The organism is Ruegeria sp. CDSA193 (assembly GCF_059611885.1).
This window is the reverse complement of the sequence record NZ_JBXWPN010000003.1, coordinates 15,891-39,068: the sequence shown is the minus strand read 5'-3', so window position 1 is coordinate 39,068 and position 23,178 is coordinate 15,891. Positions and strand designations below refer to the sequence as shown.

The window sequence follows — 23,178 nt, the reverse complement described above, 5'->3', positions numbered from 1 at the left end:
GGGATAATTTGAAGGTTGCAGACTAGGGCTTGGCCCTGTGCCTTCCCGGGTATATCCTTGAATGTAAATTGGTTGCAGAATTGCGAGGCGGTATGAGAATTTGGGGATCACTATTAGTTGCAGGTGTTCTGGTGCTGAGCATTGGTGTTGCCGGCAGCGCGAAACCGCTGTCGCGCATCATCGCAGAGTCGGGGTTGAGCCCGGATGATTTCACATTGCTGAGTGCAACCACAGACACCATGCTGGGCAGTGGTTTGCCGCAGGTTGGTGCCGAAAGTGAATGGATCAGCACCGAGACCGGGGCCAAGGGCACCGTCCGTGTGCGCGAGGTCCGCGATAATTGCGTGCATCTGCAGCATTTTATCCGACCTCCGAGTGCCGAGCAGACCCGTGAGATCAGAACCCGCAGGTGCCAGGATGCCAATGGTAACTGGATTTTTGCACCCTAATTGGGTTGCTATACCCGCGCGCGACGCAGGTTATTGACGGCTATACGGTCGGCAGTCTCCGGTTACTGCACCCGTTTAATCTCATATGGGGTGGGTGACGTCCCGTCACCCAACTGGACATCATGACGGTGGCTAAGTCATTCTCGGCCCAAAGGTAATGCCCGTGTGTCGGGGCGGAGGAGAAAACTCATGAACATGTCATTCGGCCTGCGCGAGGAAAACCGCGAATTGCTGACCCGCGTAACAGAGATGATCCGAAATGAAGTCATGCCGCTGGAAGAAGAGTTCCATGCTGAAATCAACAAAGGTGACCGCTGGCAATATACCGACCGGCAGGCGGATATCCTTGAAGGGTTGAAGGCCAAGGCCAAGGCGGCGGGATTGTGGAACTTCTGGCTGACCGACAGTGAAAAAGGGCTGGGTTTGACAACTGTGGAATACGCCTTTTTTGCTGAAGAAATGGGTAAGACCCCGCTGGGTGCCGAAATCTTCAACTGTTCGGCCCCAGATACGGGCAACATGGAAGTATTCGAGCGGTACGGGTCCGAAAAGATGAAGCAAGAGTGGCTCAAGCCGCTGCTCGATGGGCAAATCCGTTCGGCCTATCTGATGACCGAACCGGATGTCGCCTCGTCTGATGCCACCAATGTTTCGATGTCCTGTGTGCTGGACGGCGAATCCTACGTTCTGAATGGCGAGAAATGGTGGGCCTCAGGCGCCGGTGATCCGCGGTGCAAGGTCTATATCGTCATGGTCCGGACTGGCGGTGATGACTTGCCTGTTCACAAACGCCAGTCGATGATCGTGGTGCCGGCGGGAACGCCCGGGATCGAGGTGCTGCGCCCGATGGAAGTCTACGGCCATGATGATGCGCCGCACGGGCATATGCATATTCGCTTTACCAATGTCCGGGTGCCTGCCGAGAATATCCTGCTGGGCGAAGGGCGCGGGTTCGAGATCGCTCAGGGTCGATTGGGGCCGGGACGCATTCACCACTGTATGCGCGCTATTGGGCAAGCAGAGATGGCCCTGGAGCAGATGTGCAAACGGTCGCTGCAACGCGAAGCATTTGGCAAGAAGCTGGCGCAGCTTGGGGCGAATTTCGATATCATAGCCGAATGCCGGATGGAGATCGAAATGGCCCGGCTACTTTGCCTCAAGGCTGCTTGGTACATGGATCAGGGCGATGCGCGCGCGGCGGCCCCATGGATCAGCCAGATCAAGGTCGTGGCACCGCGGGTCGCATTGAAAGTGATTGATGAGGCGGTGCAGATGTATGGCGGGCAAGGGGTAAGTCAGGACACGCCGCTGGCGACCGCGTGGACGCATGTACGGACCCTGCGGCTGGCCGATGGGCCGGACGCGGTGCATCGTCGTCAGGTCGCACGGACTGAGCTGAAAAAGCATACACAGGAAAAGGTCTGAGGTCCCAAGTGGATTTGAAATCTGATATGTCCAGGTTGCCCTATTTCAGACTACGCGCGGATGGGGTTTTTGTCGGCAATGACCCGGCGCGGGGTCCGTGGTCTGCCGAACATTGCCATGCTGGTCCGGTCAGCGGTCTGATCGTGCGCGCCGCGGAATCTGAAATTGGTCCGGACAAGATGCTGACCCGGCTGACGGTCGATCTGCTGCGCCCGCTGCCCCTGTCCGGGTTGCGGGTTGCGGCCGAGACGACGCGGCACACCAGAACGCTAGCGACCACTCGGGTTACTGTGCACGATCTGGACAACACTTTATGCGCCGTAGCCACAACTATGCACCTTGCCCGCCGCGACCTTGGCCAGGTTCCCAATGTCGCTCTCTCATCTCCGCAACTGGCGGACACGGTGGACGGCCCATTTCCCATCGGCGAAATTCGGCACGATCTTCCGGGGTTCGCGACCTATTCCGATGTCCTCTATCCCAAGGGTGGAAATCAGGGCGTCGGTCCCAAAACGATCTGGATGCGCACGCCTCCGTTGCTTGGGGACGAGGTGCAATCTCCGATTCAGGCGCTGTGTCCACTGGCTGATTGCGGCAATGGCATTTCGTGGAATGCCCCCACAACCGAGATGGGGTTCATGAATACCGATTTGACGGTTCAGGTGCACCGCGAGCCGGTCTCGGATTGGCTGGCCTCCGAGTCTGTCTGCCATTGGCAGCCCTCGGGTATCGGCATGTCGCAATCGGTTTTGTATGACACCGAAGGGCCGGTTGGAACAGCCCTGCAGACCCTTGTGTTGTTCCCACCTGCCTGAGCCATCGGCCAGCTTCTGCGCGCCCGGCCCAAATGGGATTGCCGGGCGCAGGCCGACACCCTATCTTTCGCCCATGCGCTGGCTTGTGACCCTAGTGACCTGCTGTTTGCCGATCCCGGCGATGACGCACCCGCATGTCTTTATCGACACGGGGCTCGAATTCATTGTGGACGATTCCGGGCAGCTGACCCATGTCCGTGTGACCTGGGCCTATGACGAGTTCTACTCATTGCTTGTCCTCGAAGACATGAAGCTGGATCAGGATGGCGACGGTCTTCTAAGTGAAAGCGAACAGGATTTCCTGTCCGGGTTCGATGCACAGTGGGATCAAGGCTATAACGGCGATCTGGTCGTCTGGTCCGAGGCTGAGGTATTGCCGCTTTCTGGCCCACTGGAGCCGAAAGCATTGATGGAGGACGGGCGCATCGTGACCTCGCATCTGCGCAGTGTCGAAGGGGGGCCTGTACCGGCCACCGCCTTATCGGCCAAGGCGTTTGATGAGACATATTACACCGCATATGACCTGACGCGCCCGGTGACGGTTTCGGGGAGTAAGACCTGCCAGATTGACCGCGTCGAGCCGGATGTCGACGGACAGCTTGCCCAAATGCAGGCGTTTCTGCTGACGCTGGATGCCAATTACGACCTTGAGGAAAATGACATCCCGATGGTGGGCGAAAACTTTGCAACCGAGATCCGTATTTCATGTCCAAATACCTAATTGTCCCGTTTGTTCTGGCGGTCGGAGTTCTGCTCTGGTTCTGGTTCAGCGGCGGGTTTGACCAACTTGCGGCATGGGCTGCCGGTGAACAGCGTGCATTTCAGAACCAGATTGCGCGGTCTCTGCGCGCTGCCCGCGCCGAACAACCTCAGGCGGTCATGACTTTGTTGACGGTGTGCTTCGCTTACGGGTTCTTCCACGCCATCGGTCCTGGGCATGGCAAAGTCCTGATCGGTGGCTATGGGCTTGGTCGGCGTGTGGCGTTCTGGCGGCTTTCAGCGATCAGTGTGTTGTCCAGCCTTGGACAGGCCGTAACCGCGATTGTTCTGGTCTATGCCGGTGTGCTGGTGTTCCAGATGTCTCGGGAAAGACTGGTCGACACAACGGAGCAAATCATGGCCCCAGTCAGCTATGGGGCGATCACTGCGATCGGGCTTTGGCTAGTGTTTCGCGCCTTGCGGAGCTTTGCCAAACGCAGCCGGGATCACGGCGCAGATCATCATCACCACGATCACGAAACCTGTTCGGATTGCGGCCACCGGCATGGTCCGTCTGCGGATGAGGTGGCGCAGGTCGGTAGCCTGCGCGAGGCGGCGTTGCTGATCGCTGGAATCGCCGCACGCCCCTGTACCGGGGCGCTGTTTGTGTTGATCCTGACCTGGCAGATGGGCATCGCCATCGTTGGCATCGCCGGGGCGTTCTGCATGGCGCTGGGCACTGCGACTGTCACCACTCTGGTAGGGTGGACCTCTTTCGGTCTGCGCGGGGGGATGCTGGCCTCGGCCTCAGCGACGCGGTTTGCACAGGTGCTGGCCCCAACCATCGAACTGGTCGCCGGGTTGCTGATTGCGGTGATAGCTGGTGGCCTTTTACTGCGCGCGCTTTAGTCGAACACCGGGTTCGGATAGCCGACCCGCGCAAGATACAGCCCCTGTGGCGGGCAAACCGGCCCGCAGGCGGCACGATCCTCAGCTTGCAGCGCGTCGCGCACATCTTCGGGCGTCCAAGACCCGGCGCCGACACGTTCCAGCGTGCCAACAAAGCTTCGCACCTGATTGTGCAGGAATGACCGTGCCCGGACGTGGAAATGAACCTCGGGGCCTGAAAAGCCCTGTACCTGCTCCACGCGCAATTCATCCAGCGTCTTGACCGGGCTGGCGGCCTGACAGATCGTGGACCGGAACGTGGTGAAATCATGCCGTCCGATCAGCATGTCCGCCGCGGCCTGCATCGCATCAATATCCAACGGGTGACTAACTTGCCAAACCTGCCCCGCGTCATGGGTTGCAGGCGCGCGGCGCATCAGGATGCGAAACAGATATTGCCGTTCAAGCGCCGAGAACCGCGCATGCCAGTCATCGTCCACCCGTGCGGCTTTCACGATGGCCACTGGTTGCGGCTTGAGGTGATAGTTCAGCGCTTCGGACAGTCGGAAAGGGTCCCATTCCTTGATCAGGTCGCAATGGGCGACCTGTCCTAGCGCGTGGACACCGGCATCGGTGCGACCTGCCGCAGCGATCGTGTGGTCCCCGGGTTGTATCCGCGACAATGCCTCTTCGATCGCCCCCTGAACCGAGGGCTGATCTTTCTGCCTCTGCCACCCGGCAAACGGCTTTCCGTGATATTCGACTTTCAACGCGTATCTGGGCATGGGCTGCTGGTACCTTGCTGCGCGGCGGCGGGCAAGGGGCCCGAAAGCGCTGGCATGTCGGACGGTGGCTACCTATCTTGAGCGAAACGATAAAAGCGGGGCGACGGCTTGGTCATCTCATCTATGGCAGACAGTCTTGTGCGCGGCATGGAATCCGTGGGCGACAGCGTTTCCGAAGCTCTGTTCGAGCCGGTCATCCGCCTTGGCGTCACCGGGTTGGCGCGTTCGGGCAAAACGGTGTTCATCACCTCGCTTGTTGCAAACCTGCTGGACCGTGGGCGAATGCCGGGCCTTGTTGCGCAGCATGAGGGGCGGATCAACGCAGCTTACCTTCAGCCGCAGCCGGATGATACCGTGCCCCGGTTCGACTATGAAAACCACCTTGCTGCGCTGACCGGGCCAAACCCGCATTGGCCCGAAAGCACCCGCGCCGTGTCCGAGCTGCGCCTGTCGTTCAAGGTTCGCCCTGCCGGTCTGCTGTCTGGCCTGAAGGGGCCGCGAACCGTGCATCTGGATATTGTGGATTATCCGGGCGAATGGTTGCTGGACTTGGCCCTGCTGGACAAATCATATGACGACTGGTCAACCGAAACGCTGACCCGCATCACAGAGCGGGCCGAGGCACAAGAGTTTCTGGCGCAGGCCAAAGCGGTCGCGCCGGAGGCAAAACATGATGAGCCGGTGGCGCAATCTTTGGCGCAGGCGTTCTCGGGCTATCTGAACATGGCGCGCGATGCCGGGTTCTACGATTGTACGCCGGGACGGTTCCTGTTGCCGGGTGATCTGGCGGGATCACCGGTTCTGACCTTCGCGCCGCTGCCAGTCGAAGGGGTCGCCACCCGTAACAGCCTGCACCGCGAAATGGCGCGGCGGTATGAGGCCTATAAATTGCGCGTGGTCAAACCGTTCTTTCGCGAACATTTTGCCCCGATCGATCGACAGGTTGTTCTGGTCGACGCGCTGGGTGCGATTCACAAAGGGCCGAAAGCGGTTGAGGATATGCGCCGAGCGATGGGAGATATCCTGTCGGCCTTCCGTCCGGGGCGCAACGCGTGGCTCAGCCAGTATCTTCTGGGCAAACGGGTCGAGCGCATTTTATTTGCCGCCACCAAGGCCGATCATTTGCACCACCTGCAGCATCCGCGTCTGACCAGCATCATGGAGGCGTTGACACGCGACGCCCGTGACCGCGCCAGTTTTGCCGGGGCCGAGACCTCGGCTGTGTCACTGGCGGCTTTGCGGGCAACAACCGAAGAGATGCGAACCCATGAAGGAGTGCCGCTTTCCTGCGTGCGGGGCACTTTGCTTGATGGCAAGCAGGCGGCCTTCTACCCCGGTGAGTTGCCCGAAGACCCAGCTCATTTGTTGGGGGCAGCCCGCAGCGGAGCAGAAAGCTGGCTGGGCGAAGACTATGGGTTCATGAGTTTTGCGCCTGCGAACCTGACCCTGCGATCGGGTGACGGCCCGCCCCATATCCGGCTTGATCGCGCGGCCCAGTTCCTGATCGGAGACCGGCTATGACCGTAACGCTCCGCCCTGCGCGCAGCACGGATGCTGGCGCGACGGGGGAAATCCTGCATGGTTTTGCTTGTGAAAATGAGTGGATGCCAGAGCTGCATTCCTGTGCCGAAACCATCGCCTTTTGCGGCGTGATGATTGATCGCGACTGGATCACCGTTGCTGAAAACGAGGATGGTGTAGTTGGTTTTCTGGCATTGAATGGTTCAGAGGTCCATTCGCTTTACCTGCGTGCGTCAGCGCGCAATCAGGGCATTGGGCAGCGCCTGTTGGATCAGGCGAAATCTGGCCGACAAAAGCTGTCCCTGTTCGCCTTTCAGGCCAACCATGGCGCGCGAAGATTCTACGAGCGCAACGGATTTGCCGAGATTGCCCGCGGTGACGGGGCCGATAATGACGAAAACCTGCCGGACATCAAATTTGTCTGGAACAGAGAAAGGGCTGCTGATGGCTAAGGGTCCGGTTCTGATCGATCTTGATCCCGAGGAACCTGTTGCGGATGTCGCTTTGGCACCGCCCGTTCCGGATGCGGGCGAACCACAGGGGAAGGCGATGCAGGCCGCCGCGCGTCTGGCTGCACGGAAACCGTCGGCCCTGTCACGCTGGTTCTGGGGACTGGCGGCGGCGGTCATCGGCGCGGTTGTCTCGGTGGCGGCATGGGATTTTGTGACCGCTTTGCTGTTGCGCGCGCCGGTTTTGGGATGGGTCGTAACTGGCCTGATTGGCGCGTTGCTGCTGGTTGCCCTGATCATCGCTTTGCGAGAACTTGCCGCGATCGGGCGGCTTTCGCGTGTTGATGGAATCCGTCGCGCCGCAGACACCGCGTTGGCAGAGGCGGATCTGACGCAAGCCCGCGCCGTAACCAACCGGTTGTTGGCATTTTACAACGGGCGCGAGGACGTTCGATGGGGCCGCGATAGGCTGGCCAAACGAATCGCTGAGCCTTTCGATGCCTCAGATCTGATGGCTCTGGCCGAGGATGAGCTGCTGGCCCCTCTGGATGCCGCGGCCAGTCGAGAAGTCGAGGCCGCCGCGCGTCAGGTCGCGACGGTGACCGCTCTGGTTCCTTTGGCTCTTGCGGATGTGGCGACGGCTTTGGCCGCTTCGCTGCGGATGATCCGCCGCGTTGCCGAGATCTATGGTGGGCGGGCCGGTTTTCTGGGCAGTTGGCGCCTGACCCGGGCGGTCTTTGTGCATCTGGTTGCAACCGGCGCCGTGGCTATGGGCGACGACTTGCTGGAACCGGTGCTGGGCGGCTCTGTCCTAAGCAAACTGTCGCGGCGGTTTGGCGAAGGCCTGGTTAACGGGGCGCTTAGCGCGCGCGTCGGCGTGGCCGCGATGGAGGTCTGCCGTCCTTTACCGTTCTCGGACCGTCACAAGCCCTCGACCCGGTCGATGATCAAGCGTGCGCTGGCGGGGCTGTTTTCGAAAACTTGACCTGAGACAAAGCGTTCCTGCCAGCCGCGCATCATAACAAAGCAGGAGGCACCCATGACAGACCATGGACACAGCCAGCAAGAAATCGCGGCACGTATCAACGCGCCGCCGGGGCGTGGCGTTTTGCGTGATGTGGTTTACGGCGGGATCGATGGATCAGTCACCACTTTTGCCATCGTTGCGGGCGTTGCCGGGGCGGGGCTGTCACCGTTCATCATCATAGCGCTGGGGCTGGCCAATGTGCTGGCTGACGGGTTTTCGATGGCGGCGGGGAATTACTCGGGCACCAAGGCTGAACTGGATAACATCCGGCGCATTCGCGCGATCGAGGAGCGTCATATACATCTTTACCCCGACGGTGAACGGAACGAGGTGCGCGAGATTTTAGCCCAGAAAGGACTGTCGGGCCGTGTGCTGGACGAAGCCACCGATGCGATCACGGAAAACCATGACAACTGGATCGACCTGATGATCGAGGGAGAATATGGCCTGGGCAGCGTCGATCCGCATCCGCGCAAAGCTGCGGTGGCGACGTTTTTTGCTTTTCTTGTGGCCGGCATGGTACCGCTTTTGCCGTTTCTGTTTTCGGTGGACCGGGCATTTGCTGCTTCGGCCTGGATGACGATGGGTGTTTTCTTTGCCATTGGTGCCCTCAAAAGCCGCTGGTCGCTGGCTCCGTGGTGGCGGTCAGGGATCGAAACGCTGCTGATTGGTGGGGCCGCTGCCGCAATCGCCTATTTCGTCGGTTCACTGTTTCACCCCTAGCGGTCGGAATTGTCGCAGTTTGCCCGGTGCCGCAGACGGCTGCCGCTCGACCCGCTAGGTTGGGGCGCAACTTCAGCAGGTAAGGTGCCCGATGCAAGGTTCTGGGAAAAATATACTTGTTCTAGGCGCTTATGGGTTTATCGGCGCGGCGATGATGCGGTCTCTTTCGGATCGAGGTGCCAATGTATGCGGCCTTGTGCGCGATACAAACCTGGGTGAGAAAATCCTGCCCGGGATGTCTTTGGCTCAGGGAGATTTGCGCCAGCTCACGCACCCACACGATTGGCGGGAAATTCTGTCAGGTTTTGATTGTATCGTGAACTGCGCCGGGGCGTTGCAGGACGGACCAAAGGACGATCTCGAGGCGGTGCATCACACTGCGATTGCCGCCTTCGGGCAGGCCTGCGCCGCGCGCGGCATTGCCGTGATACAGATTTCTGCAACCGGAAGCAGCCCAGAGGCCGACACGGAATTTATGCGCACCAAAGCCTCCGGGGATTCCGCCTTGCAGGCCAGTGGTGTGCGGCTGTGGATTCTAAGGCCGGGCCTTGTGATCGGGCAGACTGACTATGGTGGAACGACCTTGTTGCGCATGCTGGCCGCAATTCCGCTTGTGCAACCGATCGCCTTTCCGCAGACGCTGGTTCAATGTGTTGGACTGGCCGATTTGTGCAGCGCCGTGGCGGCGGCCATTGATGAGACGTTGCCACAGGGAACCTATGATCTGGTCGAGGATCAGGCTCATTCGCTGTCCGAGGTTCTGGACGAAACCCGCCATTGGATGGGGTTCCCTAAGGCACGTGTTCGGATAACGGCACCGGCTGTGGTTGCTAAATTCGCCGCCGGTTGCGCCGATCAACTTGGGCGCTTGGGGTGGCGTTCGCCCCTTCGCAGCAACGCGATGACAGTCATGGCGAGCGGAGTTCTTGGTGACCCGGTCCCTTATCGCATGGCGACGGGTCAATCCATGCTCTCAATGCCCGAGATTTATCGCAGCATGGCCTGTTCCCGCGAACACAGGTTGGCTGCACGGATGTCGTTGCTGATGCCGTTGACGGTTGCGGTGCTCAGCCTTTTCTGGGTTCTTTCAGGTGTCTTCGGATTGCTGAGCCTGCCGCAAGCCACGCAAGTCCTAACCGTCGCGGGCTGGACCAGTGGTGCCGCTGTGGCCAGCGTGCTGTTCTGGTCATGTGTCGATATCGGTCTGGGGCTTGCGATCCTTTGGCGACCATGGGCAGAACGCGCCTGCATCGCTCAGCTTTGTGTGGCGGTATTCTACTTATTAGCGGCCTCATTTATGGTTCCTGCCTTGTGGCTCGACCCGCTTGGACCGCTTGTTAAAGTCATTCCCGCGATCATGTTGTCGCTGGTCGCACTACCAATGGTGAAAAGCCGATGATGGACCCGGATTTGATCTTGCGCTGGGTTCATGTGATCGGGGCCTGCGTCTTGTTGGGAACCGGGGCCGGAATCGCATTCTTCATGCTGATGTCCCATCGGTCACGCGACCCGCGTTTCATTGCCCAGACGGCGGCAATCGTGGTGCTGGCCGATATGCTGTTCACCACAACCGCCGTTGTTTTGCAGCCAATTTCAGGTGGCTTGCTGGCCTTCAGATTGGGCTGGTCACTGGTCGAAGGGTGGGTGCTGCTGTCACTATTGCTGTATGTCCTGACTGGTGTCTTCTGGCTGCCGGTCGTCTGGATGCAGATAAAGATGCGGAACCTCGCGCAAGAGGCGGCAGATCGCGATACTGCTCTGCCGCGTTCGTATTTCATATTGTTCCGGCTTTGGTTTGCATGTGGGATTCCCGCATTTCTGGCCGTTTTGGTCATAGTCTGGCTCATGATTTCCCGCCCTTCGATAGACCTGTTTTGATTTCAGGCCATGTCGCGGTATTCCGGACTGTTTCTACCTGATGCATCAGGTTAGCCTGCAGAGAATTTGATAGGAGAAACAGGTTGGAATCCCTTCTGGTCCTTCTTGCGTTGGTTGCGCTGGCTATTCCTTTGACTATTGTGCTGCTGCTTGTCAGTCAGGTTCGGTTGCGGCGGCGGGTCGTCCGGTTAGAGGCGGACATCCTGTCACTGAAACAAGGCACCAATACTGAACCAGAACCCGCGACAGAGCCCGAGCCCAAGGCGCAGGATATTCCGACCAAAGCGCCTCCAGTGTGGCCGATAGCCGACCAACCTGAGACCGAACAGCCAATCCCCCCGCAATCTCCTCAAGAAGCACTGGTTTTCAGCTCTGACCGTTTCGCGTTGCTGCAGGAATGGCTGCAGGAAAACTGGTTCTATGTCGTTTCGGCACTGTCGCTGGCACTTGCGGGGATTTTCTTGGTGCAATACGGCGTCGAGAACGGGTTGCTGCCGCCGTCGGCACGTGTCGTTGCCGCATTGCTGTTTGGCGCGGCGCTGATTGTCAGCGGAGAGGTCATTCGCAGGCGCTATGGCGATGGCGTGGACTCCGCGAGCGCCTATTTGCCCTCGGTGTTCTCAGGCGCGGGGCTGGTCACACTGTTTGGCGGCGTTCTGGCGGCGCGGCAACTATATGGCTTGATCGGCCCTGAATTTGCGCTTGTCGCCATGATTGGCGTTGCATCTGTCGGGCTGGTTTTGGGCTGGTTCCATGGTCCGCTATTGGCAGCTGTCGGACTGACAGGTGCCTTTGCCTCCCCATTCTTGGTCGGTGGCTCTTCGGATGATCCGACCTGGTTATATGGCTACTTCCTAACCATAACGGTTCTGGGCCTGGGCATAGACACCGTCCGCCGATGGGCGTGGATTTCGGTTCTGACACTGGTCGGAGGTTATTCTTCGTGTCTGCTGCTGGTCCTGTCGGAACCGATGACAGAGCCGGGCTATCTGACCTGCATCACCGCCTTTGCGCTCATCACTATTGCAATTCCGGTCCGGCGAATTTGGCCTGATCACACCGGCCCGATGGTCAGCGAAATGACCCGACGCCAAAGCGGCGAGGCATGGCCCGAGTTTCCGACGCGTCTGGCATTTGGTGCGGTTGCGGTCAGCTCGGCCATCCTGGCGCTGCACTGGCCGGATTCCGCCGGTGAGTTCTGGTTGAGCCTGACGCTTTTGGCTGGTCTGGCCTTTGCGATGATCGTTTGGACAAGCGGGGCGAGGGCACTTCAGGATATCAGTGTTTTCCCGATTGTTGGCCTTGTCTGGCTCGTATTTCTCCAGGGGTGGGATCGGGGCAAGGTCGCACAGCGTTTTGCTGAGACCTATGCCGAAACGCCCGAGGCGGATTTTCCCTTTGTCGTGACATTGCTTGTGGCACTGGGTGCAGCCCTGTCAGTTGCGGCGGCGTGGCGGTCGATGCAGCAGGGGCGCTATGGCGTGGTCTGGGCGGCTGGGGCGGTAATAACCGCACCGATACTTGCCATCGCTCTTGAGATCGCTTGGCGCCCGGCCGAGGTTTTGGGCGCGTATTTCTGGGGGCTGCACGCAATGGCTCTGGGTGCCTTGATGGTGGTCTTTGCCGAACGCTATGCGCGCGTGGATGGTGAACAACGTATACGTCCTGCGCTGGCCACGTTATCCGCGCTGTCCTGTCTTGCATTTGCCTGTGTCATCGTGCTGAGTTCTGGCGCCTTGACGATTGCGCTGGTTGTGACCGTTGTAGCCGCTGCCGCGCTGGATCGTCGGTTCAACCTGTCTCAGCTCAGTTGGTTTATCTGGGCCGGGGTCTTCACGGTGACTGTGCGGCTAATCCTGAACCCGGGCCTGTACTGGGCCAATACGGTGCCGGTCGGTGAAATGACGTTGGTCTATGGCGCCGCCACCCTTGGATATGTTCTCGCCTGGGGCCTGATCCGGGGATTGAACCGCCCCGTTGCAATCTTGCTGCTGGAAAGCGCAGCCTGGGCAACCGCGGGGATATTGCTGTCATTGCTGCTGCTGCGCTGGCTGGAAGGGTTCGGTCAAGGCGGGATGGAGGATAGCCATTGGGGGTTGGGCCTGATGGCGGTGATCTGGCTGCTGTTGGCGGCGGCACAGATACGGCGGTTCGATTTGGGCGGGCCGTTGAACTATGTCCGCTATGGGCTGGCGACGTTCTTTGCCGCCCATGCCCTGTTCCGACTCGCGCAAGCGCTGACCGAGGCAAATCCCGTTCTTTATGTGCACAGTGATCCCGTGTTGGGGCCTGCGCTGATGAACACGCTTGCCATAGCCTACCTTCTTCCTGCCGGGGTCCTTGCCATGTCAGCCTGGCGCATTGAACAGATGCCGGTTTGGTTGCGGCAGGGCTGTCTCGGTCTTGCGGGTGCGCTTGCAGCATATTGGCTGGGTGCTTCTATTCGCCATTTCTGGCAGGGTCCCGGTGGCATGTATGCCGAGGCTGGGGTCAGCCAACCAGAGCTTTACACCTATACCTTGGCCCTTTTGATTGCAGGCGCGGCGCTGTTTTATCAATCTTTGGCCCGTCGGTCCGACCTGTTGCGCAAAGTGGGGCTGGTTGTGATCGGACTGGCCGTGGCAAAGGTATTTCTGATCGACATCGCCGGGCTGGGCGGCCTGATCCGGGTCTTTTCGCTGCTGGTGCTGGGGCTTGCACTGGCCGGTTTGGCGTGGCTGAATCGCTGGGCAAAGCTGCGCCAATCGCCACAAGGGGCGGAACCTCTGGACCATTAGCTGTGGGCGTCCTATAAGCGCGGCCATGTATGCCCGTCTGGCCATCATTATTCGAATTATTTCCCCGGCGCTCTGACCACTGAGACGCCGGGCAAAGGTGTTTGAGAACTCGCACCGACCGCTTCGATCCCAATACGACCAGATCATCCAAAGGACGCCCCCAATGTGCGCCGACACGACCCAAACACCTGATTACAAAGACACGCTGAACCTGCCGAAAACCGATTTCCCCATGCGCGCAGGCCTGCCCAAGCGCGAACCCGCATGGCTGGAACGCTGGGAAGAGATCGGTGTCTATGACCGCCTGCGTGAAAAACAGGGCCGCACGCCCTTTACCCTGCACGATGGCCCTCCGTATGCGAACGGTCACCTTCATATCGGTCACGCGCTGAACAAGACGATCAAAGACATGATCGTGCGCAGCCATCAGATGATGGGCCACGACGCGCGCTATGTGCCAGGATGGGATTGTCACGGTCTGCCGATCGAATGGAAGATCGAGGAACAGTACCGCAAGAAGGGCAAGAACAAGGACGAGGTGAACGTTGTCGACTTCCGTCAGGAATGCCGCAAGTTCGCCGAGGGCTGGATCGACATCCAGCGTGAAGAGTTCAAGCGTCTGGGCATCACCGGCAACTGGGCCGATCCCTACATCACCATGGACTATCACGCCGAGGCTGTGATCGCGGATGAGTTCATGAAGTTCCTGATGAACGGAACGCTCTATCAGGGGTCCAAGCCAGTCATGTGGTCGCCGGTTGAAAAAACCGCGCTGGCCGAAGCCGAGGTCGAGTATCACGACAAGGAAAGCTTCACCATCTGGGTGAAGTTCAAGGTTGTGAATGCGGGCGATCTGGATGACGCGTTTGTTGTGATCTGGACGACAACCCCGTGGACCATGCCGTCGAACAAGGCTGTGGTCTATGGCAAGGACATCTCCTACGGGCTGTACGAAGTCACTGATGCGCCAGAGGAATGTTGGGCTGCTGTTGGCGACAAGTTCCTGCTGGCGGACAATCTGGCCGCTGACGTGCTGGGCCGCGCCCGACTGAATGACGACCAGTGGAGCCGCGTCCGTGATGTCACAGCAGATGAGCTGTCATCTGTCCAACTGGCCCACCCGTTGGCCGGGGCCAAGGGCGGCAATGGCGAATGGGACGACATCCGTGACTTCCGCGCGGCTGAGTTCGTGACCGACACCGAAGGAACGGGGTTTGTTCACTGCGCGCCGTCGCACGGGATGGAGGAATTTGAGCTCTACCGTGATCTTGGCATGCTGGAGCAGGTCATCACTTATAACGTGATGGACGATGGTTCGTTCCGCGCTGATCTGCCGTTCTTTGGCGGCAAATACATCCTGTCCCGCAAGGGCGGTGAGGGTGATGCCAACAAGTCCGTGATCGATAAGCTGGTTGAGGTTGGCGGGTTGCTGGCGCGCGGAAAGATCAAGCACAGCTATCCGCATTCCTGGCGCTCGAAGGCTCCGATCATCTATCGCAACACGCCGCAATGGTTTGCCTCGGTCGACCGCAAACTGGACGACGGCATGGGCGAAATGGGCGATAGCATCCGCGAACGCGCCCTGCGTTCGATCGACGAGTTGGTGAAATGGACCCCGCAGACCGGCCGCAACCGCCTGTATTCCATGATCGAGGCCCGGCCAGACTGGGTTCTGTCGCGCCAGCGCGCCTGGGGCGTACCGTTGACCTGCTTTACCAAGAAGGGCGCTTTGCCGACCGATCCCGATTTTCTGCTGCGCGACCCTGGCGTGAATGCGCGCGTCAAAGAAGCGTTTGAACAGGACGGGGCCGATTGCTGGTATCTTGACGGCGCGAAAGAGCGCTTCCTGGGCAATGACTATAACCCGGATGACTGGGATCAGGTGTTCGACGTTCTGGATGTTTGGTTCGATTCGGGCTCGACCCATGCCTTTGTGCTGCGCGACCGTGAGGACGGAACCGAGGACGGCATCGCCGATGTATATATGGAAGGCACCGACCAGCATCGTGGGTGGTTCCATTCGTCCATGCTGCAGGCCTGCGGCACCAAGGGCCGCGCGCCCTATCGCAACGTGGTGACCCATGGCTTTACGCTGGATGCTAAGGGCAACAAGATGTCCAAATCGCTGGGAAACACCATCGTGCCCGAAGAGGTCATCAAGCAATACGGTGCCGATATCCTGCGCCTGTGGGTGGCTCAGACCGATTACACCGCTGACCAGCGGATCGGACCTGAAATCCTGAAGGGCACCGCCGACAGCTATCGTCGGTTGCGCAACACCATGCGGTTCATGCTGGGCTCGCTGGCTGATTTTTCTGAGGCCGACCGGGTGGACCCTGCGGATATGCCGCGCCTGGAACGCTGGGTGCTCAGCCGTCTGGCCGATTTGGATGAACAGGTGCGAAAAGGATATGCGTCTTTCGACTTCCAGGGCGTGTTCAGTGCGGTGTTCACCTTTGCAACCGTTGATCTGTCGTCCTTCTATTTCGACGTCCGCAAGGATGCGCTGTATTGCGACGGCGACAATCTGCGCCGTCGTGCCGCGCGCACCGTGCTGGATATACTGTTCCACCGTCTGACCACATGGCTGGCCCCAGTTCTGGTCTTCACTATGGAAGAGGTCTGGCTGGAGCGTTTCCCGGGTGATGACAGCTCGGTCCATCTGGTGGACTTCCCGGAGACGCCTGCCGACTGGCGCAATACCGAGCTTGAGGCTGGCATGGCCAAGATCCGCCGGGTCCGCCGCGCTGTGACTGCCGCGCTCGAAGTTCAGAGACAGGATAAGGTCATCGGTTCCAGCCTTGAGGCCGCACCGATCGTGCATGTCGAAGATGGTGAAACCCGCGATCTTCTGGCAACGTTTGACGTCGATGACATGTGCATCACGTCCGGTTTGACCGTCACCGGAGATCCGGCCCCGGCCGAGGCGTTCCGCGTGCCGGAAATCGAGGGCGTGGCCGTGGTGTTCGAAAAGGCTGAGGGCGAGAAATGTCAGCGCTGCTGGAAAACCCTGCCTGATGTGGGGCGCCATGCACATGACGGCGTGTGCGGGCGCTGTAACGACGCGCTGAACTAGTCGACGTTCTGCGGCAGAGGCGGAGTCTTTTGCGAGGCTCTGCCTCGCGCTCCGAGGTATTTTTGGCCAGATGAAGATCCGGATCCGCAGAATTCGGGTTGTGATGCGCGCGGTTTCTGTCAGCCTGTTCGCATGGGAATGATTGCGGTTGAGACCCGTTTCGGGACTTTGGGTGTTGAAGAAACAGATGGCGCGGTGACGCGCCTGATCTGGAATGGCGGCAATCAGGGCGAAGTAACGCCCCTGTTGCAGGAGGCCGCCGCGCAGCTGCGCGCCTATGATCAGGGGCGGTTGGACAGGTTCGATCTGCCTTACCGTGTCGAGGGATCGGAATTCCTGCGCCAGGTTTGCGACCTGATGTTTGCCATTCCGCTGGGCGATACCAGAACTTATGGTGATCTCGCGAAGGAACTCGGTCAGTCCCCGCAACCGGTGGGGCAGGCCTGTGGCGCCAATCCCATTCCGGTGATTATCCCCTGCCACCGGGTGCTGGCCGCAAATGGGCTGGGCGGGTTTTCAGGTGATGGCGGGATTGAAACTAAGATCGCGCTGTTGCGCCATGAACGCGCCGCCGGTCTGCTGATCTAGAAAGCGGAATTCTGTTGCAATCCCGCTGGTTGATGCCCAATTTGTTTCAAATAGAGATTTCAAAGGATCGCATGGTATGACCGATCAACCAGACCTGGCAGCTCGTAAAAAGGCCATCATCGACCGCCTTATGTCACTTGAAGAGCAAGAGCTTGCGACCGCGCAGGCGCATTACGACGCTTTCCTGAAAGATTCGCAGCTTGATGACCGGGAAGGGCATGACAAGGATGACATCGCGGCCTCGCGTGAGAATGCCGATCTGGCAGCAGCCTTCGATGCGCCGGTTCATGCTCATCATGCCAAGATCGATGTGATCGAGAATACGGATTTTGATCTGACCGACAGGGTGCAACCGGGTGCGGTGGTCAAGTTCAACAACCGGCGCTTTGTGGTCTGCGTCTCGACCACGCGGTTCGAAGTGGACGGCAAAACCTATATGGGCATCTCAACCCAAAGCCCGATTTACCTGGCGATGGCAGGTCTGCAACAGGGTGATGTGTTCGCTCATAACGGAACCGAGTTCGAGGTGCAGGAGGTCCTGTGACCTTAAGCTTTGCGCGGCGGGATCACCTGCTGGGCAATTCCTGCGAACACCAGATACAAGCTGGTGATCACCAGACCCCAATGGGCCCAGCTTTCGGGGTGGAAATCGACCCAGGCAGCCCATCCGGCGAAGAAGGTCCAGGCAAATGCCATCGGCAATGACACATTGCGCCAACGTTCTGTGCGCACTGGGTGGATGAACTTCAATGGCAGGAACATCGCCAGCGAAAGCAGCGTCACCAGCAGCAGGATAACCCAGAAATTGGGCTCGAGCGCGAAGATCACGATGACGAACATGTTCCAGCAGCCCGGAAAGCCGGAAAAGGAATTGTCCTTCGTTTTCATCCGCGTGTCGGCGAAATACATGGCGCTGGCAAAGGTGATGACGATGATGGCGAACCAGCCGGTCCAGCCGTCCATCAAGCCCGATTTGAACAGGGCAAAGGCCGGGATGAACACATAGGTCAGGTAATCAATGATCAGATCCAAAAGCACGCCGTCAAATTCCGGGGCGTTTTTTTTGACGTGATAGTGCCGCGCCAAGGGGCCGTCGATACCGTCCACAATGAACGAGACGACCAGCCACAGATACATCAGGCTCCACTTCTCTTCGACGGCGGCCAGCATGGCGAGCATTGCAAATACGGCGCCGGTCGCGGTGAATAGATGTACGGAAAGAGCTTTGAATCTGTGTGTCATGGTGTCTCTTGAATGATGCGCGGGCCAGATGCAAACCAAAAGCCCGGTCAATGTGGATAGCGTTTGCTTAGGCTTTTGGGTGGGTGCGGTTGTAAACTTCCATCAGGCGCGCCGTGTCGACCGCAGTATATGCTTGGGTGGTGGACAGCGACGCGTGGCCCAGCAATTCCTGAATGGTGCGTAGATCACCGCCCGCAGACAGCAGGTGGGTCGCGAAACTGTGGCGCATGGCATGGGGTGTTACAGTGGAGGGCAGCCCAAGCTGCTGGCGCGCTTTGGCCATCACCCCCTGAATGGCTCGGGGGTTCAGGGGGCCTCCGCGAACCCCGCGAAACAGCGCCTTCTCCCTGGATTGGGTATGGGGGCACAGCTTTACATATTGATCTACAGCTGTTTGCGCGACCGGCAGGACCGGGACGACCCTTTCCTTGTTTCCCTTGCCGGTGATCCGCAGCGAGTTGGGCAAAGGAGTATCCGCTCCGGTCAGTGAGAGAGCCTCGGAAATACGCAAACCGCAGCCATATAAAAGAGTAACGACCGCAACGTCGCGGGCAGAAACCCAGTCGCTGGCGGATTGCATCTCGACCGTTTCAATCATCGCACGTGCGGCATCCTCGGCCATGGGTCGAGGGAGTTTTTGGGTAAATTTGGGGGCGCGCGTCGACAGAACTGCGGTCGGCTCAAACCCTTCACGCTCGGAAAGCCAACGGTAGAAGGTTTTCACAGCGGAAAGTTTGCGCGCAAGCGAGCGCGAGCCAACGCCGGATGCGCGCTGATCGGCCATCCATGCCCGCATGTCCGAGATTGTAATCCGTGCAATCGCCGCCATCCCCTGACTTTCGCTATGGTGCAGTGTCATGAAGGACAGAAATTCGGACACATCCCCCCGATAGGCGGTCAGCGTGTTTTCGGACCGGCCTGACAAGGCCCCCAGGCCATCAAGCCAGTTTCGCAGTGCGTCACGACAAGCCGGAGAAATAAGGCTCACGACAGCCAATGGCGCATCGACCGTTCGAAGACACCAGCAAAGAAAGTCAGAAGATCCGTGCCCAGCTTTGGCGTAAAGTGCCTGGGGTCTTTTGCGCTCATGATGATCATGCCAGGCAGGCGGCCTTCGCCCAAATCCAGCCTCAGACAAGCTTCGGAGCGCAGGTGATCCGCATCACTGCCGAATATCCTGTGCGCGGGGTGGATGATTTCACGCAAGACGACCTCGCGTGCTGGGCCGCTGTGGTCAAAGGTCAGATAGTTGTCGACGAAACCGGGTTCGACGATGGCCAGAACGCCTGCCAGTCTTGAGATTGCCGGGTCTTTCTGGACTGCCGTCGTTTCAAGAACCAGCGTAATGCGTTCGACACGCAGTATGTCAGCCACATCTGCACCAAGTATATGCAGGAATTCCTCAAATCCGACCGGTTCAAGTAGCCGAAGAATGGCCCGATGAACCTGATTTGTGCCGGCCAGATTTTCATAGGCTGCCGCAATGACCGAGCGGTGCGTATCCTCCAGCCGGTCCAGCCGGGCCTCGAGCCGTTGCATGGCTATGCCGCGCAGGTCGATGACGTTATTCCCGCGCGCCTGCTCATTTGCGGTGACGAGGGCCTGCATCAGGTCCTTGTCATCCAGAATGGCATCTGGTTCGGCCAGAATCGCCTCGCGCAAGGTGTCCTTGAGTATGGTGTTGCTGCTCATGTCCTGTCCGGTCTTTTTTATTTTTTGGCCTTATAGCACGGCTTGCCGGATCTGCCTCGGGAAAAATGAGCGTCAATTTGAATTTCGCGGGGAATGTGGTCGGGAAAACTCCGGTCTGCAGAGATCTGATCCGAGATCAGATTCAAAGCAGTTGGGCCGAGCGCGGCGCCAGGGGCGCCGCGCGGGTTCGCGCAGAATCAGAGGATTTTCTGACCCGTTTTGGCCCAATCGGACAGGAAAGTTTCAAGGCCTTTATCGGTCAGCGGATGATCGGCCAGCTTTTTGATCACGGCGGGTGGTGCGGTGATCACGTCGGCACCGATGCGGGCGCTGTCGGTCACGTGGTTCACCGTGCGGATCGAGGCGGCGAGGATTTCGGTCTCATACCCATAATTGTCGTAGACCTGACGGATATCGGCGATCAGGTCCATGCCATCTAGGTTGATGTCATCCAGACGCCCGATGAAGGGCGAGATGAAAGTTGCGCCGGCTTTGGCGGCCAGAATCGCCTGATTGGTCGAGAAACAGAGGGTCACATTGACCATCTGGCCTTCGTCACTAAGCGTTTTGCAGGTTTTCAGGCCCGCCCATGTCAGCGGCACTTTGACAGCGATATTCGGGGCGATCTTGGCCAGCTTGCGACCTTCGGCGATCATTTCGTCGGCTTCGGTTGCCACGACCTCGGCCGAGACCGGTCCGTCGACCAGATCGCAGATTTCCTTGGTCACTTCCAGAATATCGCGGCCTGACTTCAGGATCAGCGAAGGGTTGGTGGTCACACCGTCCACCATGCCCAGATCGTTCAGTTCGGCGATTGCGTCGATCTCGGCTGTGTCTACGAAGAATTTCATGCGGGCAGTCCTTTGATGGGTTGGCCTTGGTCGCGGATGGCTTTACCTCAAAGAGACCCATGCTGGAACCCCTTGCCAAGGATATGCATTGAGCACTCAGGAGTTTTTCGACCACGGTGAGCTGGTGGCGGTGCTGACCGCCCAACCGCTGGACCGGACGCTTGACTATAAGGCGCCCGAGGGCGGGTGCTTTCTGGGTGCTTTTGTCGAGGTGCCGCTGGGCCCGCGCAAGGTCTTGGGCGTGGTCTGGGGGCCGGGGCAGGGTGGCTTTGACCTTGCCAAGGCCCGCTCGGTGATCCGGGTGCTTGAAGTCGCGCCGATGCGCGAAGAGATGCGCCTGTTTCTGGGGCGCGTCGCCGATTACACGCTGACCCCGATGCCTGCGATGTTGCGATTGGCCACGCGCGCACCCGGATTGGGCGATCCGCCTTCGATGCGCAAGGTCTATCGGCTTGGCGACAGGGACCCTGACAGGGTGACCGACGCGCGGACCCGTGTGTTGGAGGTGCTGCGCGACTACGGCGGGTTGGCCTTTACGCTGAAGGAACTGGCCGAACAGGCGGGTGTGACCTCTTCAGTCGTGAAGGGGTTGGTCAAACTCGGTGCGGTTCGCGAAGAAGACAGCCCGCGCGATCTGCCCTATCCACATCTGGATCCGGATCTGCCGGGCAAGGCGTTGACCGATGATCAGGCCTCAGCAGTGGAAACCCTGCAATCTGGCCTGCGATCGGGTGATTATGGCACGACCCTGCTGAAAGGCGTCACCGGGTCGGGCAAGACCGAGGTTTATCTTGAGGCCGTCGCCGAAGCGTTGCGCCAGGGGCGGCAGGCGCTGGTTCTGCTGCCCGAGATTGCCCTGACCGCCGAATTCCTGACGCGCGTTGAGGCACGTTTCGGCGCGCGCCCGGCAGAGTGGCATTCGGGCGCGACGATGACCGAACGCCGCCGAGTCTGGCGCATGGTGGGGCAGGGCGATGCACAGCTGGTTGTCGGCGCGCGCTCGGCCCTGTTTCTGCCGTTTCGCAATCTTGGGATGGTCGTGGTCGATGAAGAACATGACACTTCGTACAAACAGGAAGACGGGGTGCATTACAGCGCCCGCGACATGGCTGTGCTGCGGTCCGCCATATGCGGCGCGCGCGTTATTCTGGCAAGTGCGACGCCGTCACTGGAAAGCTGGGCCAATGCCGAGGCAGGCAAGTATGAGCGGCTCGATTTGACTTCGCGCTTTGGCGATGCGGTGTTGCCCGAGATGAAGCCCATCGACATGCGGGCCGAGAAGATGCAGCCGGGGACGTGGATTTCTCCATCGCTGCGGCAGGCCGTCCATCAGCGGATCGAGCGGGGTGAACAATCCCTTCTGTTTATTAACCGCCGGGGATATGCGCCGGTCACCCTGTGCCGGGCTTGTGGCGAGCAGATTGCCTGTGATCACTGCGATGCACGCATGGTTGAACACCGGTTTCTCAAGCGTCTGATGTGCCATCAATGCGGTGAGACCAAACCCATGCCCGAGGTCTGCCCCTCCTGTCAGGTCGAGGGCAAGCTGGCCCCGGTCGGGCCGGGGATCGAACGGCTGGCTGAAGAGGCTGAGGCAACATTTCCCGAGGCAAATATTGCCATGCTGTCATCCGATCTGTTCGGATCGGCGCGCGCATTGAAAGCAAAGATCGAAGAGATTGCTGCCGGTGACGCCGATATCGTCATTGGTACGCAGCTGGTGGCCAAGGGGCACAATTTTCCGAAACTGACACTGGTGGGTGTCATTGACGCCGATCTCAGCCTGCATGGGGCGGACCTGCGCGCCGCCGAACGCACATTCCAGCTGATGCGGCAGGTGGCTGGCCGCGCCGGGCGCGCGGATAAGCCTGGACAAGCGCTGTTACAGACTTTCCAACCGGAACATCCCGTCATTCGCGCCATCCTTTCGGGCGATGAAGAAGGGTTCTGGAAAGCCGAGGCCGCCGGGCGGTTGGCCGCCGGTGTTCCCCCCTATGGACGCATGGCCGGTATCGTTCTGTCTGGCCTCGAGGTCGGTCCTGTTTTTGACATCGGCAACGCCATGGCCCGCAACGACGCCCCGTTGCGGCAGATCGGTGCGCAGGTCTTTGGTCCTGCGCCTGCGCCCATTGCGCGTATCCGCGGGCGACACAGGGTGCGGCTGCTGGTCAAAGCCCCCAAAGGAGCGCCAATTCAGGATGCCATCGCCCGTTGGATAGCACCGCTGCGGCTGAAGGGTGACATCAGGCTGACCGTTGATATTGACCCGCAAAATTTCTACTGACCTCTGCAT

21 protein-coding genes are annotated in these 23,178 nt (G+C 59.5%); 16 read left to right on the top strand and 5 right to left on the bottom strand.

Annotated features, from left to right (window positions below):
• Nucleotides 1–92 precede the first annotated feature (92 nt).
• From AC2FLG_RS05750 to AC2FLG_RS05730, 5 genes are all read left to right on the top strand, one after another.
• Nucleotides 93–449, top strand: coding sequence for a hypothetical protein (locus AC2FLG_RS05750; protein WP_496705395.1), 357 nt, complete (start codon nucleotides 93–95; stop codon nucleotides 447–449).
• 189 nt (nucleotides 450–638) lie between these two features.
• Nucleotides 639–1,874 carry an acyl-CoA dehydrogenase family protein gene (locus AC2FLG_RS05745; RefSeq protein ID WP_496694652.1) on the top strand — a complete coding sequence of 412 codons (1,236 nt, stop codon included), beginning with the start codon at nucleotides 639–641 and terminating at the stop codon, nucleotides 1,872–1,874.
• 8 nt (nucleotides 1,875–1,882) lie between these two features.
• Nucleotides 1,883–2,689 (top strand): thioesterase family protein, encoded by an 807-nt coding sequence (locus tag AC2FLG_RS05740; RefSeq protein ID WP_282022397.1) that lies wholly within the window; start codon nucleotides 1,883–1,885, stop codon nucleotides 2,687–2,689.
• Nucleotides 2,690–2,762: 73 nt separating this feature from the next.
• A complete protein-coding gene (locus tag AC2FLG_RS05735) occupies nucleotides 2,763–3,410 on the top strand; it encodes a DUF1007 family protein (protein WP_281996060.1) in 648 nt (215 codons plus the stop codon).
• Complete coding sequence (locus AC2FLG_RS05730; RefSeq protein ID WP_142640132.1) at nucleotides 3,395–4,297, top strand: nickel/cobalt transporter; 903 nt, start codon at nucleotides 3,395–3,397, stop codon at nucleotides 4,295–4,297. Before AC2FLG_RS05735 ends, AC2FLG_RS05730 begins: the two co-directional genes overlap by 16 nt.
• Here the strand turns inward: AC2FLG_RS05730 and truA are convergent.
• The gene (truA, locus tag AC2FLG_RS05725; protein ID WP_282022399.1) at nucleotides 4,294–5,061 is read right to left on the bottom strand and encodes a tRNA pseudouridine(38-40) synthase TruA; all 768 of its coding nucleotides are present in this window, start codon (nucleotides 5,059–5,061) and stop codon (nucleotides 4,294–4,296) included. The two genes, AC2FLG_RS05730 and truA, sit on opposite strands and share 4 nt — an antisense overlap.
• Nucleotides 5,062–5,169: 108 nt before the next feature.
• Here truA and AC2FLG_RS05720 point away from each other — a divergent pair, with 108 nt between their 5' ends.
• From AC2FLG_RS05720 to AC2FLG_RS05675, 10 genes are all read left to right on the top strand, one after another.
• Entirely contained in the window at nucleotides 5,170–6,582 is a 1,413-nt protein-coding gene (locus tag AC2FLG_RS05720) for a YcjX family GTP-binding protein (protein ID WP_496705392.1), read from the top strand.
• Entirely contained in the window at nucleotides 6,579–7,034 is a 456-nt protein-coding gene (locus AC2FLG_RS05715) for a GNAT family N-acetyltransferase (RefSeq protein ID WP_496705390.1), read from the top strand. The genes AC2FLG_RS05720 and AC2FLG_RS05715 overlap by 4 nt, the downstream gene beginning before the upstream one ends.
• Nucleotides 7,027–8,016: a YcjF family protein gene (locus tag AC2FLG_RS05710; protein ID WP_281996070.1), complete on the top strand. Its 990-nt coding sequence runs from the start codon at nucleotides 7,027–7,029 to the stop codon at nucleotides 8,014–8,016. The genes AC2FLG_RS05715 and AC2FLG_RS05710 overlap by 8 nt, the downstream gene beginning before the upstream one ends.
• Nucleotides 8,017–8,070: 54 nt before the next feature.
• A complete protein-coding gene (locus tag AC2FLG_RS05705; protein ID WP_281973820.1) occupies nucleotides 8,071–8,781 on the top strand; it encodes a VIT1/CCC1 transporter family protein in 711 nt (236 codons plus the stop codon).
• A gap of 91 nt (nucleotides 8,782–8,872) precedes the next feature.
• Nucleotides 8,873–10,180 carry an SDR family oxidoreductase gene (locus AC2FLG_RS05700; protein ID WP_496705388.1) on the top strand — a complete coding sequence of 436 codons (1,308 nt, stop codon included), beginning with the start codon at nucleotides 8,873–8,875 and terminating at the stop codon, nucleotides 10,178–10,180.
• The gene (locus AC2FLG_RS05695; RefSeq protein ID WP_496705783.1) at nucleotides 10,180–10,659 is read left to right on the top strand and encodes a DUF2269 family protein; all 480 of its coding nucleotides are present in this window, start codon (nucleotides 10,180–10,182) and stop codon (nucleotides 10,657–10,659) included. The genes AC2FLG_RS05700 and AC2FLG_RS05695 overlap by 1 nt, the downstream gene beginning before the upstream one ends.
• Before the next feature lie 83 nt (nucleotides 10,660–10,742).
• Entirely contained in the window at nucleotides 10,743–13,436 is a 2,694-nt protein-coding gene (locus tag AC2FLG_RS05690) for a DUF2339 domain-containing protein (protein ID WP_496705386.1), read from the top strand.
• 163 nt (nucleotides 13,437–13,599) lie between these two features.
• Nucleotides 13,600–16,512, top strand: a complete 2,913-nt coding sequence (gene ileS / locus AC2FLG_RS05685; protein ID WP_496705385.1) for an isoleucine--tRNA ligase — start codon at nucleotides 13,600–13,602, stop codon at nucleotides 16,510–16,512.
• A 132-nt stretch (nucleotides 16,513–16,644) separates the two neighbouring features.
• Complete coding sequence (locus AC2FLG_RS05680; protein ID WP_496705384.1) at nucleotides 16,645–17,100, top strand: methylated-DNA--[protein]-cysteine S-methyltransferase; 456 nt, start codon at nucleotides 16,645–16,647, stop codon at nucleotides 17,098–17,100.
• A gap of 76 nt (nucleotides 17,101–17,176) precedes the next feature.
• On the top strand, nucleotides 17,177–17,644 hold the full coding sequence (locus AC2FLG_RS05675; protein ID WP_142640155.1) for a GreA/GreB family elongation factor: 468 nt from the start codon (nucleotides 17,177–17,179) through the stop codon (nucleotides 17,642–17,644).
• Nucleotides 17,645–17,646: 2 nt separating this feature from the next.
• Here the strand turns inward: AC2FLG_RS05675 and AC2FLG_RS05670 are convergent, their stop codons facing one another.
• The 4 genes from AC2FLG_RS05670 to fsa form a co-directional block, all read right to left on the bottom strand.
• Nucleotides 17,647–18,342 carry a CDP-alcohol phosphatidyltransferase family protein gene (locus AC2FLG_RS05670; RefSeq protein WP_271952286.1) on the bottom strand — a complete coding sequence of 232 codons (696 nt, stop codon included), beginning with the start codon at nucleotides 18,340–18,342 and terminating at the stop codon, nucleotides 17,647–17,649.
• Nucleotides 18,343–18,409: 67 nt separating this feature from the next.
• Nucleotides 18,410–19,330, bottom strand: coding sequence for a tyrosine recombinase XerC (locus AC2FLG_RS05665; protein WP_496705383.1), 921 nt, complete (start codon nucleotides 19,328–19,330; stop codon nucleotides 18,410–18,412).
• A complete protein-coding gene (locus tag AC2FLG_RS05660; RefSeq protein WP_496690474.1) occupies nucleotides 19,327–20,034 on the bottom strand; it encodes a DUF484 family protein in 708 nt (235 codons plus the stop codon). The genes AC2FLG_RS05665 and AC2FLG_RS05660 overlap by 4 nt, the downstream gene beginning before the upstream one ends.
• Nucleotides 20,035–20,231: 197 nt before the next feature.
• The gene (gene fsa, locus AC2FLG_RS05655; protein WP_496705381.1) at nucleotides 20,232–20,885 is read right to left on the bottom strand and encodes a fructose-6-phosphate aldolase; all 654 of its coding nucleotides are present in this window, start codon (nucleotides 20,883–20,885) and stop codon (nucleotides 20,232–20,234) included.
• An 88-nt stretch (nucleotides 20,886–20,973) separates the two neighbouring features.
• Between fsa and AC2FLG_RS05650 the strand changes: the two genes are divergently transcribed.
• The gene (locus AC2FLG_RS05650) at nucleotides 20,974–23,169 is read left to right on the top strand and encodes a primosomal protein N' (RefSeq protein ID WP_496705379.1); all 2,196 of its coding nucleotides are present in this window, start codon (nucleotides 20,974–20,976) and stop codon (nucleotides 23,167–23,169) included.
• Nucleotides 23,170–23,178 lie beyond the last annotated feature (9 nt).

Bases quoted from the DNA above. Each gene is read 5' to 3' on its own strand.
- AC2FLG_RS05750 (WP_496705395.1), top strand. From the start codon at position 93: ATGAGAATTTGGGGATCACTATTAGTTGCAGGTGTTCTGGTGCTGAGC.
- AC2FLG_RS05745 (WP_496694652.1), top strand. From the start codon at position 639: ATGAACATGTCATTCGGCCTGCGCGAGGAAAACCGCGAATTGCTGACC.
- AC2FLG_RS05735 (WP_281996060.1), top strand. From the start codon at position 2,763: ATGCGCTGGCTTGTGACCCTAGTGACCTGCTGTTTGCCGATCCCGGCG.
- AC2FLG_RS05730 (WP_142640132.1), top strand. From the start codon at position 3,395: ATGTCCAAATACCTAATTGTCCCGTTTGTTCTGGCGGTCGGAGTTCTG.
- truA (WP_282022399.1), bottom strand. From the start codon at position 5,061: ATGCCCAGATACGCGTTGAAAGTCGAATATCACGGAAAGCCGTTTGCC.
- AC2FLG_RS05715 (WP_496705390.1), top strand. From the start codon at position 6,579: ATGACCGTAACGCTCCGCCCTGCGCGCAGCACGGATGCTGGCGCGACG.
- AC2FLG_RS05710 (WP_281996070.1), top strand. From the start codon at position 7,027: ATGGCTAAGGGTCCGGTTCTGATCGATCTTGATCCCGAGGAACCTGTT.
- AC2FLG_RS05705 (WP_281973820.1), top strand. From the start codon at position 8,071: ATGACAGACCATGGACACAGCCAGCAAGAAATCGCGGCACGTATCAAC.
- AC2FLG_RS05700 (WP_496705388.1), top strand. From the start codon at position 8,873: ATGCAAGGTTCTGGGAAAAATATACTTGTTCTAGGCGCTTATGGGTTT.
- AC2FLG_RS05695 (WP_496705783.1), top strand. From the start codon at position 10,180: ATGGACCCGGATTTGATCTTGCGCTGGGTTCATGTGATCGGGGCCTGC.
- ileS (WP_496705385.1), top strand. From the start codon at position 13,600: ATGTGCGCCGACACGACCCAAACACCTGATTACAAAGACACGCTGAAC.
- AC2FLG_RS05680 (WP_496705384.1), top strand. From the start codon at position 16,645: ATGGGAATGATTGCGGTTGAGACCCGTTTCGGGACTTTGGGTGTTGAA.
- AC2FLG_RS05675 (WP_142640155.1), top strand. From the start codon at position 17,177: ATGACCGATCAACCAGACCTGGCAGCTCGTAAAAAGGCCATCATCGAC.
- AC2FLG_RS05670 (WP_271952286.1), bottom strand. From the start codon at position 18,342: ATGACACACAGATTCAAAGCTCTTTCCGTACATCTATTCACCGCGACC.
- AC2FLG_RS05660 (WP_496690474.1), bottom strand. From the start codon at position 20,034: ATGAGCAGCAACACCATACTCAAGGACACCTTGCGCGAGGCGATTCTG.
- fsa (WP_496705381.1), bottom strand. From the start codon at position 20,885: ATGAAATTCTTCGTAGACACAGCCGAGATCGACGCAATCGCCGAACTG.